The organism is Corynebacterium curieae (assembly GCF_027570035.1).
GTDB classification, from domain to species: domain Bacteria; phylum Actinomycetota; class Actinomycetes; order Mycobacteriales; family Mycobacteriaceae; genus Corynebacterium; species Corynebacterium curieae.
This window is the reverse complement of sequence record NZ_JAKMUU010000001.1, coordinates 1-14119: the sequence shown is the minus strand read 5'-3', so window position 1 is coordinate 14119 and position 14119 is coordinate 1. Positions and strand designations below refer to the sequence as shown.

Annotated in this window: 15 protein-coding genes; 1 reads left to right on the top strand and 14 read right to left on the bottom strand. The window is 57.2% G+C overall.

Going from position 1 to position 14119, the window contains the following annotated elements; translation table 11 throughout:
* Positions 1 to 45 precede the first annotated feature (45 nt).
* Positions 46 to 600 carry an SMC-Scp complex subunit ScpB gene (gene scpB / locus L8V01_RS00075; protein WP_269945156.1) on the bottom strand — a complete coding sequence of 185 codons (555 nt, stop codon included), beginning with the start codon at positions 598 to 600 and terminating at the stop codon, positions 46 to 48.
* 88 nt (positions 601 to 688) lie between these two features.
* On the opposite strand from scpB, the gene L8V01_RS00070 reads away from it, so the two are divergent.
* Complete coding sequence (locus L8V01_RS00070; RefSeq protein ID WP_269945155.1) at positions 689 to 1255, top strand: GNAT family N-acetyltransferase; 567 nt, start codon at positions 689 to 691, stop codon at positions 1253 to 1255.
* Here the strand turns inward: L8V01_RS00070 and L8V01_RS00065 are convergent.
* From L8V01_RS00065 to L8V01_RS00005, 13 genes are all read right to left on the bottom strand, one after another.
* Positions 1252 to 2049 (bottom strand): segregation and condensation protein A, encoded by a 798-nt coding sequence (locus tag L8V01_RS00065; RefSeq protein WP_269945154.1) that lies wholly within the window; start codon positions 2047 to 2049, stop codon positions 1252 to 1254. The genes L8V01_RS00070 and L8V01_RS00065 overlap by 4 nt on opposite strands.
* A 6-nt stretch (positions 2050 to 2055) precedes the next feature.
* Entirely contained in the window at positions 2056 to 2928 is an 873-nt protein-coding gene (locus tag L8V01_RS00060) for a ParA family protein (protein WP_269945872.1), read from the bottom strand.
* Between the two features lie 109 nt (positions 2929 to 3037).
* A complete protein-coding gene (locus tag L8V01_RS00055; RefSeq protein WP_269945153.1) occupies positions 3038 to 4051 on the bottom strand; it encodes a hypothetical protein in 1014 nt (337 codons plus the stop codon).
* Positions 4052 to 4063: 12 nt separating this feature from the next.
* Entirely contained in the window at positions 4064 to 4951 is an 888-nt protein-coding gene (xerD, locus tag L8V01_RS00050) for a site-specific tyrosine recombinase XerD (RefSeq protein WP_269945152.1), read from the bottom strand.
* Positions 4948 to 5586: an NUDIX domain-containing protein gene (locus L8V01_RS00045; RefSeq protein ID WP_269945151.1), complete on the bottom strand. Its 639-nt coding sequence runs from the start codon at positions 5584 to 5586 to the stop codon at positions 4948 to 4950. The genes xerD and L8V01_RS00045 overlap by 4 nt, the downstream gene beginning before the upstream one ends.
* A gap of 3 nt (positions 5587 to 5589) precedes the next feature.
* Positions 5590 to 6492 (bottom strand): copper transporter, encoded by a 903-nt coding sequence (locus L8V01_RS00040; protein WP_269945150.1) that lies wholly within the window; start codon positions 6490 to 6492, stop codon positions 5590 to 5592.
* 3 nt (positions 6493 to 6495) lie between these two features.
* Positions 6496 to 7647, bottom strand: coding sequence for a putative cytokinetic ring protein SteA (gene steA, locus L8V01_RS00035; protein WP_269945149.1), 1152 nt, complete (start codon positions 7645 to 7647; stop codon positions 6496 to 6498).
* 19 nt (positions 7648 to 7666) lie between these two features.
* Positions 7667 to 9337, bottom strand: a complete 1671-nt coding sequence (gene recN, locus L8V01_RS00030; RefSeq protein ID WP_269945148.1) for a DNA repair protein RecN — start codon at positions 9335 to 9337, stop codon at positions 7667 to 7669.
* Entirely contained in the window at positions 9337 to 10221 is an 885-nt protein-coding gene (locus tag L8V01_RS00025; RefSeq protein ID WP_269945147.1) for an NAD kinase, read from the bottom strand. The genes recN and L8V01_RS00025 overlap by 1 nt, the downstream gene beginning before the upstream one ends.
* On the bottom strand, positions 10218 to 11024 hold the full coding sequence (locus L8V01_RS00020; protein ID WP_269945146.1) for a TlyA family RNA methyltransferase: 807 nt from the start codon (positions 11022 to 11024) through the stop codon (positions 10218 to 10220). Before L8V01_RS00020 ends, L8V01_RS00025 begins: the two co-directional genes overlap by 4 nt.
* Positions 11024 to 11185, bottom strand: coding sequence for a hypothetical protein (locus L8V01_RS00015; protein ID WP_269945145.1), 162 nt, complete (start codon positions 11183 to 11185; stop codon positions 11024 to 11026). Before L8V01_RS00015 ends, L8V01_RS00020 begins: the two co-directional genes overlap by 1 nt.
* On the bottom strand, positions 11176 to 12159 hold the full coding sequence (locus L8V01_RS00010) for an HAD-IIA family hydrolase (RefSeq protein WP_269945144.1): 984 nt from the start codon (positions 12157 to 12159) through the stop codon (positions 11176 to 11178). Before L8V01_RS00010 ends, L8V01_RS00015 begins: the two co-directional genes overlap by 10 nt.
* Positions 12159 to 12968 carry a tetratricopeptide repeat protein gene (locus L8V01_RS00005; protein ID WP_269945143.1) on the bottom strand — a complete coding sequence of 270 codons (810 nt, stop codon included), beginning with the start codon at positions 12966 to 12968 and terminating at the stop codon, positions 12159 to 12161. Before L8V01_RS00005 ends, L8V01_RS00010 begins: the two co-directional genes overlap by 1 nt.
* Positions 12969 to 14119 lie beyond the last annotated feature (1151 nt).

The window sequence follows — 14119 nt, the reverse complement described above, 5'->3', positions numbered from 1 at the left end:
TTTTCTCTCGAAGATATGAAATTACCTGGGCAATCCTACCCCACGTTAGTACTCTTCGTCGATCGCCTCCACGTCAGGAAGCAGCGGCGCTAGATCCGGCAGACGCTCCAAGGAATCAATCCCCAAAAGCTCTAAGAACAATTCCGTCGTTTCATACCGGTGCGCGGCGCCTTCAAAATCATCCTGCGGCAACTCCCGGACCAACCCGCGCAGGTTCAGGGTACGCATGACACCATCGACGTTAACTCCACGAACCGCTGCCACCTGCTGGCGCGTTACGGGCTGGCGGTAAGCCACTACCGCTAGCGTCTCTAGGGCAGCGCGTGACAGCTTTGTCTGGGCGCCATCCAAAAGAAATTCTTCAACCGCACCGGCATTCGCGGTGCGCGTATAAAACCGCCACCCCTCGTGGGTCTCGCGCAGCTCAATGCCAGAGCCGCGGCTGTCCAACTCTCTCTGAATTGCACGCAGGCAATCACTGACGACGTCCCTTTCTGCTCCCAGCGCACGCGCTAAGGACTCCACCGAAGCGGGGGAGTCGAGCACGAGCAGGATTGACTCAAGGCGGGAACGCAGCTGCGAGATGAGGGGAAGATCCATAGCAGCCAAGCTTACTGCAGGAGAGAATGCTGACTGGATTTTCCCAGATCACTTTCAATCCGGGGTGTGACTCGGCTAACATATTGCTATGGAAACTATCACACGCACCGACAGACTCATTCTCATCCCATTGTCCGCCGCCAATACCGAAGAGACCCACAAGGTCTACAGTGACGGACGAATTTGGAGCCACCGACCCAACGGGCGCTTCGCCGATATCCGCACCACGCGTGCACTCGCACAGGCATCCTCCCAGTCGTGGGATGCTCACCACTTCGGCCCCTGGGCCGCCTACATGCGCCACAATCCTTCGGAATTCGTCGGTGTTGGTGGCGCCATCTTCGTCGAAGATGGAAACTTCTGGGACATCAAATACCGCCTGCGCCCCGCCCATTGGGGTTCAGGCTTAGCCACAGAGATCACCTCGGCGGCGTTAAAGAGTATCCGCCAAGTTGATCCCGGCTCCCCCATCACGGCCCGCGTTACGACAAACCACCCGGCGTCCATCCGGGTCATCGAAAAGCAAGGGCTCCAACAGGTATGGGAAGGGCGCCGCGTTGGCACCGCGGACAACCCAGAGGAACCAGATGTACGCGTCTACTCTGACCGCGAGCTTTCCCCCGAGACGCTGGAATTCATCCAGCAGCGCCCTTAATCCCAGTTCGCGGCAGCCACTACCGCTGGGTCGACATCGAGGCCCGTCCACGATAGGTCCAATTGGCCCAGCGCTTCTTCTTGCTGGGCATCCACAGCCTTGGCCTTGTACAGCTCTAATAGCGCAAGAAAGCGCCCAACTACCTGCATTGATACCGTGCAATCGCGGGTGAGCGCGCCAAAACTAGTCCATTGGCCAGCTCCTAGTAGCTTGAGAGTCTCTAGGATCTTGCCGGCCTGCTCTGGCACGGATACCGCGACGGCGTGCACGTGACCAGTAGCTACTTCCTCCGGCGGCTTCGGGCGGAAAACCCCCGCTGCAAGTTCGGCAAAACTGGCTGGCGTATGACCGAGCGAGACTGGTGGCAAGAGTTCTGCAAACTTCTCCTCGATTGCTACCGCACGCGGATAGCTGCGCTGCGCTTCGCGCTGCCGTACCGCGAATTGGTCCGCCGCTTGCTTATAAGCCTTGTACTGCAAAAGCCGGGCAAAAAGGAGGTCTCTCGATTCCAGCAGCTCTAGATCTTCAATATCGTCGACATCACCGCGCGGCAAAAGCCGTGCCGCCTTCAGATCCAAAAGTGTAGCTGCCACCAGCAAAAAATCAGTGATCTCGTTTAGATCCGCGGATTCACCCAGCTGACGTGTATAAGCAACGAACTCATCCGTTACCTCTGATAGCGCAACGTCAGTTACGTCCATCTTCTTGGACTGGATAAGCTGCAAAAGCAGGTCAAAAGGGCCCTCAAAATTTCGCAGGGCAATGCGAAAGCCCGTAATCTCCGGCTGGGTCACGATGCCTTAGACGGTAGAGCGTTCAATGACCTCTTTGGCCAGATCCCGATACTGCTGCGTAGCCGGGGAATTAGGCGCCCACGTGGTAATCGGCTCCCCAGCTACTGAAGTTTCGGGGAAACGTACCGTCCGAGTGATGACGGTGTCAAAGACCTTATCGCCAAAGTAATCCACCACTCGGGACATAACTTCCCGGGCATGCTTTGTGCGGCGATCAAACATGGTCACCAAGATGCCCATTACCTCAAGGTCGAAATTGATGCGATCAGAAACTTTTTCCACAGTATCGGTCAACAACGCCAAACCGCGCAGGGAGAAGAACTCGCACTCCATGGGGATGATTACGCCCTGAGAGCAAGCTAGAGCGTTAACGGTAAGCAGCCCTAAGGAGGGCTGGCAGTCAATGATGATGAAATCATAATCGCGGCGCACCGGACGCAAGGCCCGAGCAAGGGTGTGCTCGCGACCGACCTCATTGACCATCTGAATTTCCGCAGCGGAAAGGTCAATATTCGCCGGCACTAAATCCAACCCCGAAACGCCAGTGTGCTGGATAGCGGAGTGAATTGAGGTGTGACTATCGAGCATCACGTCATAGATCGTGTCCTCGATATCATCATGCGTGAGGCCGAGACCCGCCGAAAGCGCACCCTGAGGGTCAAGGTCAACCAAGAGGACTTTACGACCATACTCGGCCAAGCAGGCGCCCATATTGATGGTAGAGGTGGTTTTGCCGACGCCACCCTTTTGATTACACATCGAAATGATGGTCGCCGGTCCATGCTTTTCCAAGAGGGCGGGTTCTGGTAACTCGCGGATAGGACGACCGGTCAGCCCCACCTCTACGTCAGAGGCAGAAAAGAGACCCTCTTCGCTCACAGTCACACCTGCTTCCTTGACGCCAAGTTCCGGACCATGACACTTGGCTTAGGGTTGATTACAACGTTGTCATTAAAGCGTACCCGCTACAGCTTAAAAGTACAGAGACTTAGTCTATATCAAGCTTTTGGCGTTGACTAGAATGGCGTTTGAGCGCCGCCGCTAGAGCTATGAGCGTAATCAGTACCGCTACGGCTGCTCCGCCAATGATCCAGCCCAAATGTGAATCCCCGTCCTCTTCTTTGGGGGCTTCTCGTTGCCGCTCGTCGAGGTTTTTCGCCGCAGATTTATAGTTGGGATCCTGCAAAGTGATGATTAGCGCAGCACCAGAACCATCGTTGCGCAGCAACTGCATAATGAAGGGATTATCAGGCGCCTCACCCTCCGGATAGGTCAAGGTGAGGGTCCGCGAGGTCGCATCCACATCACGCTTTACGCCCTGGATAATATTGCCTTCGCCATCGAGGTAGCGCAGCTTGACGTCGTTTTCTTCCGTGTCCTTGAACTGCTGGTAGAGATCATAGGCCTGCTTGAGGCCCATCTTCGCGGTAATTGTATTTCCTTCGATATGGGACTCAAGGTTGACGTATTCCGCACCATCAAGATTGGCTTCCCCGGCCGGCTGGCGCTCAGGCTTATTCCCAGGGACTACCGGTAGGTTTCCCTTTTCCTGTGCTGGAGCAGGCTTCCCTTCCTCTTCTTCGACATCTTTGCCTGCTGGGGCATTTCCGCCTCCAGCCGGCTTGTTCGGATCCGGGGCTGGTGCTGGGCCGCCGTCCGCGCCGTCAATTTCTTCTTGAATATCCTCCTGCGCGACTGAACCATCGGCGACGAGCGTGAGAGTTGCGTTCATACCTTCAGCAGACACAGGCACTGAGATTTGGCCGCCCTCTGCTGGGGCGGTAATGGTAGCGGAGGTCCCGGACGCTGAGACTTTCCACCCATCGCCCGAGTAGTTAGCCTCGGCTGGCACAGGCAGGCTCACGGTCGTAGTCTGGCCTGCAGGAACCGAGATGGGAGAAGCAATAGCGGCTTCCACCTCGGGCGGCAACTGTGCGTGCGCCGCTGCTGGAAAAAGTAATGCGGTAGAAAGCACCGCACCGGCCAATCGAGTTGAATGCATATAGGTCCTTTCTTAGGCGCGAGGGTGCGCAGTACGCCAGACCTCACGCAAGGAATCGGCAGTGACGTGAGTATATATTTGCGTTGTCGTCACGGATGAATGCCCCAGCAATTCTTGCACGGTGCGCACATCTGCGCCGCCTTCCAGAAGGTGCGTCGCAAAAGAATGCCGGAGGGTGTGCGGAGAAATAGACTTGCCAAGCTCAACGCGCTGAGCAGCCGTCTTCAGCACTGCCCAAGCGCTTTGACGGGATAAAGCTCCGCCGCGAGTATTCAAAAATAGTGCCGGGGTTTTACCTTTATTGAGCGCCGGCCGTGCCCGCACCAAATACGCATCGAGAGCCTGTCGGGAGTGCGAGCCCAATGGCACAATCCGCTCTTTATTTCTCTTGCCTCGGAGGCGAATTACTTCTTGTGCGGAGGAAACGTCATCGACATTGAGAGAGATAACTTCTGAGATTCGCGCACCGGTACCGTAGAGCATCTCCAGCAATGCACGGTCGCGCACATCCACCGGTGTTTCGGTGGGAGTCGCCTCGATAAGGCGGGTAACCTCATCCACCGATAGTGTCTCTGGCAGATGCTGTCCGGTTGACGGAGGGGTTACCTCAGCCGCGACGTCTACGTCCACGACGCCCTCCGCCACGGCAAATTTATGCAGACCGCGCGCCACGATAAGCGCACGATTGGCTGAGGAGGTGGCCAGTTTTGACCGTAAGTCTTTGAGGTAGGCCTCCACCATCGGCCGCGTCACCGCGCGCAGATCCTCTACCCCGTTGTCCTGCAACCAGCCAACGTAGCGGCGGACATCGCGGCGATAGTTGCTCAGCGTATTAGCAGAGACTCCTCGCTCAACCGCGAGGTGATTGAGCCAAGTCTGCGCTATATCTTCGGCGGTCACTGCTTCTTCAGATCCGCACCTGAGCGGCGGGAGCTCATCGACGTCGGACGCAGCTCAAATGGCTCCTCCACGCTGCGGGTCGGTTTGCCGCCGCGAAGCACCGCGTAGGCAGCCAAGATGCCACTGCAGGCAATCGAATTCACGATTTCACCCCGCAGCACCTTATCGACGGCATCGTCCAGTGCTACCCAAGCCACCTCCATATCGGCTTCTTCGTCCCCAGTGGCATCCATCCGCGGAACCTCGGAAAGGTCCGAGGCAAGGAATACTCGCACCGCCTCTTCGCAGAAGCCCGGAGAAGTCACCAAATCCGTCAGCACGGACCAAGTCTGTGCACTGAGCCCGGCTTCCTCCTGCAGTTCGCGCTGCGCACCGGTCAGCTCATCTTCTCCTCGCACATCAAGCAAACCTGCCGGCAGCTCCCACAGGCGCCTGCCCACGCTATGGCGATACTGATACACCATCGCAATACGTTCGTCTGGGTCTATCGCCACTACGGCCACCGCACCCAGGTGCTCGACTACCTCGCGGGAAGCAGAAACGCCGCCGGGCATGAGAACTTCATCGCGGCGGAGAGCGAGAATGGGGGCGTCGACAAGCAGCTGCGAACCGAGCACCTTGAAGTCATGCGCCATGGTCTATTCCTTTCCGGGCAAGGCAGAATCTGCGGTCTCGGTGGAACCATAATTGCCTTGGCCACCATCGAGTTGTTCCTGGGTAGCCAAAATAACAGCGATGCGCTCCACTGCCCGTTCGGTGCCGTCGACCGTAGACAGTTTCGCATCCTGGTCGCGCACTTGGGCTAGCGCCTTATCATCCTGAGTCTGCTTGGTGCGCCCGCTCAACACTACGGAGCCATTGACATCATCCAAGCCGGTGGCAAATTCCGCCAAGGCGGTTGAAGGATAGCCGCGCAGGCCATTGCCGGAGACCACGATGATGGCCTGGGCAGGCACGATGGTGCCGTCTTCGTAGTCAATGAAGCCCTCATCGCGCAGCTTATGGAGCAAATCTGCGCGTTCTTCTACCGATGCCAGCGGCTTGGTGCTCTCCGGGTCCATAGACAATGCAGTACCCAGTACCTCGCCGCTGAGGGCTCCTGTGGAATCTAGGTCCTTGGTGTCTGCTTTCTTTGGCGCAGTATCCTTCAAGATAGGCAGCAGCTCGTCTTTGGTTTCAGGGCGCAAGAAGTCCTTGGTCAGCTTAATTTCGCCAGCCTCGATGGCATCAGAAGACTCCAAGAGCTTTTTGATCGCGTTCACGTCTCCACCGTTGGCATCATCGGTGGAGACGATGAGCACGGGGCGCTGCGACAAAGTGCCGTCGACCAATTCTGCACCAACATCCCCAACGATCTTATCGCTAGCTTCATTTTGGGTCTGCAGAATCTTATTGTCTTGGACCACCTTGCGGTGCTCCTCGCGGATGGGATCGTCATCAGCCATACTGGTCGTCAGGTTAGGCGCGATCACCAGTGCACCTAACGCGACGCCTACCGCGGCACCGAAACCCAAGCCTGCTACAAGCTCAGCCTTTGCCATGCCCTATGCGCCTCCAAAAAGGCTAGACCAGGTTTCGCTGAGGTTGCTAGCAAAGTCCTGGTTGCCGCCGAAACCGACGATGAGGATAACCACCGCAATAGCAACCAAGATTCCTAGCAGCGCCCACAGCCAACCAAGGTTGGAGGAAGGCGCACTGTAGAGGTTGATCACTGCATCCGCGTCGACCACCTTGGTGCCGGCCTTGAGCCGGGAAAGCACGGCCGAGGGGTTGGTGCGGTCCTCGAAAATATCGTCGAGATCTACCCCACCGCCGGCCTGCACAATGAGATCCGCGCCGTGATAATCAGCAAAGAGCAGGCCCAAGTCGGTGCCAGAATGCGTTGCTGCGGGGAAGGTCATGGCGCCGATGCCAAGGTCCTGAATGCGATCAAGGCCTTCTACCTCACCTTCAGGATCGGCGGGCACGATAACGCGAGCGCCACAACGCAGTGCTTCGTCGCTTACGCTATTGGGATCGCCGATAATGAAATCTGGCTTATATCCTTGGGCCAGCAGCGAATCTGCTGCCGCTCCTACAGCGATAAGCAGTGGCTCATACTCGCGGATAAAGTTCCGCAGCTGCTTGAGCTGTTCGCGGTGCTTATCCGTCGGCGAAAACAGGACTACCTTGCGGCCGGCTATCTCGGACCCAGAGGCGGGGACGCCGAGGCCGTCGATAAGCAGAGGCCCCTCCGAGTTAATAAAATCGATGGAATTGCCAAAGAAGGATTCCATGTGATCAATCAATGCGCCCTGAGCCGAAGCGAAGTTCTTCTCTGCTCGTTCGCGGGTAACCATACGGCCGGTGCCAAGGGCCTTATCGCCGCTGAAGACGGTGCCATCCTCCCCGATGCACGCCCTCTTTCCCTCCTTAAATTCGGAGACAAAGGACTGGCCAACGCCTTCAAGGAGAGTAATGTCGGCGTCGAGAAGCATGTGCGGCCCGTAGTTAGGGATCGAACCGGTAGAAAACTCCGCCACATTAATTACGGCGGAAGGCTTGAGGTCTACGAGAGTCTGGGCCTCGTGGCGAGAGATATTGGCCGCATCAATTACGGCGACATCGCCTTCACTAAACTTTTTCATCCCCTTAGCGCCTGGAGTGCAATCACGCAGTGCACCAGGCTGCTCGGGGTTACGGGAAAACAGAGCCATGGACCCTATTGTGGCGTGATTATCGTTTCGAGTGGGTGAGGCGCGCGGAAGCTTCTTCCTGTGCGCGGTCAAAAAGCTCCTGCGCGTGCGCGCGGCCGGTTTCGGTATCATCCAAACCTGCCAGCATGCGGGCCAGTTCCTCCACGCGTTCCTCCTGTGATAGCTCAGCCACGCCAGAGGTGAATTTCTCTTTTGACACATGAAGATGCGCATCAGCATACGCCGCTACCTGCGGCAAGTGCGTCACCACAATCACCTGGTTGTGTACCGCCAAGCGAGCTAGGCGGCGACCAATCTCCACCGCCGCGCGCCCGCCCACGCCGGCGTCTACCTCATCGAAGACCAAGGTGGCGCCGTCTTCATCCGCCAGCACCACTTCTAGGGCCAGCATGACACGGGAAAGCTCGCCACCCGAGGCAGCAGACGCAATCGGCTTGCCATTCAACTGCAGTTCGGCCGCGTCCGCGCCAGTTTTAGAATACTTTGCCTCCGTAAGCTCAACCGTCAACGTCGAATTCGGCATGGCCAAGCCATGGAGCTCCTGCGTCACCTGCTCCCCCAAAGCTTTCGCCGCTTTCCGACGCCCCTTTGTAAGCTCCCCCGCCCGCTCAATCATCACCGATTCAGCGTCCTTAACCTGCTTCTTTAGTTCCTCTAGGGCCTCTGTGGAGGTATCCATGGACTCGAGCTTTGCCGCCGCCTCATTGCGCCAGGCCACGACGCCATCAATATCCCCCGCGTACTTCCTGGTCAAAGTGCGCAATTCTTGCTGCCGCTGCAGGGACTTTTCCAATAGGTGTGGATCCGCCGGCAGCCCAGCCAGATATCCACCAAGCTCACCCGAAATATCGCCCAGCTGCGAAGTGATCTCGCTGAGCCGCTCTCCCAAGGCCGCCAGTTCGTTATCGGTGGAACCCGCCAATGCAGAAACCGCCCGGCCCAGCAAGGCCGAGGCAGCCTCCTCCAGCTCCTCGGTGCCGTCAATGGCCGCCAACGCAATTTCCGCGGACTCTCGCAGCCCATCGACGTCCTGCAGCTTGCGAACCAGCTGCACTAGTTCTTCATCCTCGCCAGGTTCTGGGTCGATACCATCGATCTCATCGACTGCGAATTGCAGGCGGTCGACTTCCTGTGCGAGTTCACGGCGCTGCTCGGTGCGCCGCTTATAGTCCTTGGCGAGGCCGCGCCATTTCTTGAATGCCTCGGTGTAGCGCTGGCGCACGCCCGCCAACTTCGGATCCGCACGATCAACCGCGCCCAATTGTTCCTCCGGCGCTAGCAACCGCAGCTGATCATTTTGCCCATGCACCGTAATGAGCTCGCGCGCGAACTCGCCTAAGGTTGCCGCGGGGACCGCCCGACCGCCTAAATAGGCTCTCGATCTTCCTGCGGCAGAAACCGTGCGGGAGACGATGTATTCTCCATTTTCGTCGGGCTCCCCGCCTACCGATTCCACCAGCTCGCTGATAGAGTCCTTCGCCGAAGAAAAGTGCCCCTCCACTGCGGCCTTCTTTGCGCCGTCACGTACACGCGAAGCATCTGCGCGTCCGCCTGCTAAGAGTCGCAGTCCGGTAACCACCATGGTCTTACCTGCACCGGTCTCACCAGTAAGCACGGTCAACCCGGCGGATAGCTCCGCGGAGCTTTGGCTTATGACGCCCAGATCATTGATGGAAATATCGACGAGCACTACTTCTCCTTCGGCCCGCGCCACCCTTCTACGGGCAGGCGCAGCTTCGACACTAAACGGTCAGTAAAAGGTTGGTCATCCAAGCGTACCCACCGCACTGGACGCTCGCCCCGCACTACCTCCACGCGTGCCCCTGGTGGCATCGCGAACTCACGGAAGCCGTCCAGAATCACAGCGGCTGGCGTTGTACGCATCGTTGATTCGACCGCCACCAAAGAGTTAGGCGAAACAACCAGTGGCTTGGTAAACAGCGCGTGCGCATTATTCGGTACCACCAAGATCGCATCAAGCGACGGCCACAACACCGGCCCGCCCGCAGAAAACGCGTAGGCAGTCGACCCGGTCGGGGTAGAAATCAACACGCCATCGCAGCCAAAGGAGGATACCGGCCTGCGGTCAATTTCCAAGATTGCGTCCAATACGCCGGACCGGTTTTGGTTTTCTACCGAGGCTTCGTTCAACGCCCAGCTACGGTTCAGAAGGGTCCCTTCCTCATCGAAAATGGACACGTCGATGGTAAGCCGGTCCTCGATGCGGTACCTCTTTTCGATGACCCGCACCAAGGCTTGATCGAGGGATTCAACCTCCCACTCGGCCAGAAAACCCACGTGGCCTAGGTTGATGCCCAACACCGGAATATCCACGGCGCGCGCCATATCGGCTGCGCGGAGGAATGTTCCGTCGCCGCCCAGTACCAGCACCAATTCGCAGCCCGCTGCCGCTTTTTCGGTATGTGGAACGTGCTTGAGCCCTGGAAGCACCTTATCGTCGGCGCACACCCGGACGGTAATGCCGGCATCCTGCAATAGCTCTGCCGCGCGCGAGGTCGCCCGCAGATTCTCTTGGCGGTTGGCATGGGGAACCAATAGAATCTCACGGTTCATTGTGGGCCTTCCTCGACTGCGCGGTCAATCATCTCTTCCACTTTAGACAGATCCGTGGGCTGGCCGTCCTTTTTCAGCCACAGGAAGTACTCCACATTGCCGCTCGGCCCAGGCAGCGGGGACGCTACAGCTCCATGCATGCTCAGGCCCAAGGACAGAGCAAATTCCGCCACTTCTTTGGTTACTTCTTTGCGCAGTTCCGGTGAACGAACCACGCCGCCGCTTCCGAGGCGCTCCTTACCGACCTCGAACTGCGGCTTCACCATTGGCAGCAACCAGGCGCCGTCCTTCAGGCAATCCACAATGGCTGGCAATACTAGGCGGAGGGAAATGAATGACAGATCGCCTACCATGCCGTCGCAGGGGCCGTCGGTAAGCTCGAGCGTCAAATTCCGGATATTGGTGCGGTCTAAAACTGTCACGCGATCATCATTTTGCAGCCGCCAGAGCAGCTGCCCATAGCCCACGTCAACAGACAGCACTTCCTGCGCACCGTGTTCCAGGCACACGTCAGTAAAACCACCAGTAGAAGCGCCGGCATCGAGGATGCGGCCATTCATGTCGACGTCGAACGCCGCCAAGGCGCCCAAAAGCTTATGCGCGCCGCGGGAAGCCCACTTGTCCTCTTCGGCTTCCTCTACCTTGATGGAGACCTCGGGCTCGACTATTGACGCCGGCTTCTGCGCTTTGAAGCCGGCTACCGTCACACGGCCGGACTTAATCATCTCTCGGGCCTGCTCACGAGAGCGCGCAATCTTTCGGCGCACGAGCTCCGCGTCTAGCCTACGACGTTGTGGGGGCATTAATTCTCCTGCAAAGCATCTCGCAACACATTGTGGGCGCGGTCAAGCTGGTCCACCTCAGCGGCCAAGTCAGTTGCGTCTTCTCCAAGAATCTCAGCTACCTCAACATCGATGGCTGCCGGTTCCTTGACTGCTCGAAAGTCATGGGGCTTTACCGCCATTGAGCCACTGCCTTTTCTGCATACTCACTGCGTGGCTGGATATAACGCGGCGGTTTCGGCATTGCCCACGCTACCTCCAGCACAGTACGCAGTGCCTGCACCGAAGTAGATTTTTCCTCGCCGCCCTCCAACAGGAGATCGTGACCATCACACCGCGCCGTAAATCCGCCCTGTGCTCCGGGCCGGGCAACGGATACCGGTAAGGCCAGCTCGTGCAAGCCCGCGCCAATAAAGTTAGGGCGAGCCTCTACAGGAGCCTCAATAAGCTCCAACTCGCCTGAAACGCCGGTGAGGACATGGAATGTATCCATTGCAGCGGTATTGCCACCTGCGATGTCAGTATCCAAGCGGTCACCCACAGCAAGCGGCTTCTTCGCGCCGATCTGCTTCGCGGCAAAGGTAAACATGGCCGGCTCCGGTTTCCCCGCGGACGCCGGCTCTACGCCGGTCGCGGACTGGATTGCAGCCACCAAGGAACCATTACCCACAGCCAATCCCCGCTCAATAGGCAGAGAGGTATCTAGGTTCGAGGCAAAGAACTTAGCCCCTTGGCGGATGGCCAAGGCCCCTTCCGTAAGCTGTTCCCAGCCAACAGTCCGATCAAAGCCCTGCAAGACGGCAGCAGGTTTATCATCAGCACTGGAGACGACTTTGAAGCCCATCTCTCCAGCCAAATCACGGAAGGAATCTGCGCCAATAATGAGGAGCTTTGAGCCAGCTGGAACCTCTTCCGCCGCTAGTTGAAGTACCGCCTGAGCAGAGGTAACTATCTGCTCAGTGCCGGCCTTTAGCCCAATGTCCGCCAGCATCTTCGCCACTGCCTCTGGGCTACGCGAAGCATTGTTGGTTACGTACACCGCCGGCACTCCGCACGTATTGATAACGTCCACTACGTTGGAAAGGGGTCGGCCGCCTTCCCACACAGTCCCATCCAAATCAAGAAGAAGAGCGTCATGCTTGCTTAAAACCGTCACTATTTGCACTCCTCTAGACGTTCGCCAGCATCGGTCCAGTCGCCTTCATCAATCGAAACCGCGTGCTCAAACCACTCTTTGGCCTCATCCTTTCGGCCTGCTTCCAACAAAGCATTACCGTAGGCATAAGCGAGGCGACATGCGCTCACCCCGCGGGCATCACGATCCGGGTTAGCGCGCTGGATGGTGACAACCGCGGACTCAGCTTGTCCCATGTCGAGACGGGCGCCGGCTAAAACAATAGCTAGCTCAATCTTGGATTCCTCGTCGAGATCTGCCGCTTCATCCGTGCGACCCAGCTCAACGGCCTTCTCGGGACGACCGAGGCCACGCTCGCAATCAGCCATCACCGCTAGCATTCCAGGCCCACCGGAAATGCGGCGCGCGGCACGCAGCTCAGCCAATGCTTCTTTCCACTCGCCGGCGCGATACGCAGCGATTCCATTGACCTCGCGGGCAATTGCCACACGGCCTGCACGATCCTTGGCAGCGCGTGCGTGGCGCAGGGCCAGCTTAGGATCATCTTCCATCCACGTTGCAGCCATAATCATATGCTTGGCGACGGCCTCGGAGTTCTCTTTCGACAGAGACTTCAAGTCCTGCAAAACCATCGGGTCCAGGTCGTTTACGTCAACTTCCGCGGGAATATCAGGATCACTCATGCGGCGATTAATACGTTCCTCACGGTAACCGGAGCGCTGCGGCGAAAAAGACTTCTTCTTCCGAGACCCGCCTTTGAAATCACGGCCTTTGTTATTGCGTGGCTTGCGGTCACGGCCGCCTTGCCCGTTGTGATTGCGCTCCGACATTCAGCCCTACCCTTTCTTGGTTGGAACTAGCACAGAAATACCGGCCCTATTCTACAACCCTCAAACAAAAAGCCGGAATTTAGATCCTGTCGGGCTGCCGCAGCGTGAGCCAAATATTGCCCATCACACCAGCCCAAACACAAACCGTAAAAAGCGGTTGGTACCACTAGGGACAAGCAGCGCGCCTAGAACGCTGTAGGCAACAAACAGCAGTCCCCACAGCGCTTGACGACGCCCCGACTTCCTCAATGCAGCCCCACCGAGAAACACCACCGCAAACGCAATCAAAACCACGCCGGTCGCGCAACGTCTCACCAGCCTTCATTGTCACCATCACACGAAATAGACAAGAGCAAAGAGCCCGGCAGCGCAGTACCGATACCGAATAAGACCCTAGATCCAGAAACATCTAGCGGTCTATCAGAAACGAAGTCAGACACCGCGAAATCTCCTTAAGCCGCTGCGAAAAATGGTCACGGTTAAATTCTTGATTGTCAGCAAATTCCCTGAGCACGCCTGGCCAAGTCGGAAATCCACCAATAAGTTTCTCTGCAAAATTCAATAATGGTGAAAAAGCAATCTCACCCCATCTAATGCCTATGCCTAACCGTTCGGAGCACGGTGTGCTGCTCAATGGGCCTAGTGCCCCCTGACTACCGGAAGCAGCATTCATCCATGTACCGCTGATAGCCAGTATTCGGGAAACCTTCTCCTCGTGACTGTGCCTGGAGTTCAAGACACCTAGCACCGCTTCGAACGGAAATTCTTTGATCCCCTTGGTAACTTGTTCTTACTGCTCCGGCGAAAGCTCCGCCAACATCGCGGGAATCACGACCGCATGAAAGACCTCTAGACGATTACCAAACTGTTGATCATATCCATCGAACCGCATGAGATTCCTCCCAGGCTTTCAAGTATGCAGGGTATCGAAGATAAAACGAAAAAGTCTGTCCCTTGGTACATCATAAAGAACTGACAGCCAGGGCGAACTGTCATTCAGGATAGCTAATCTATCAATCCCATACGGTCGGAATAATGCATAAACTTTGTATCTAGGAAAATGGCCACAAAACCAAAAATTAAGCCGTAGTGGTTGCTGCACCTTTCGGTGTGCTCGACTACGGCTTCATTCTTCCTTTATTTTGTTGTGT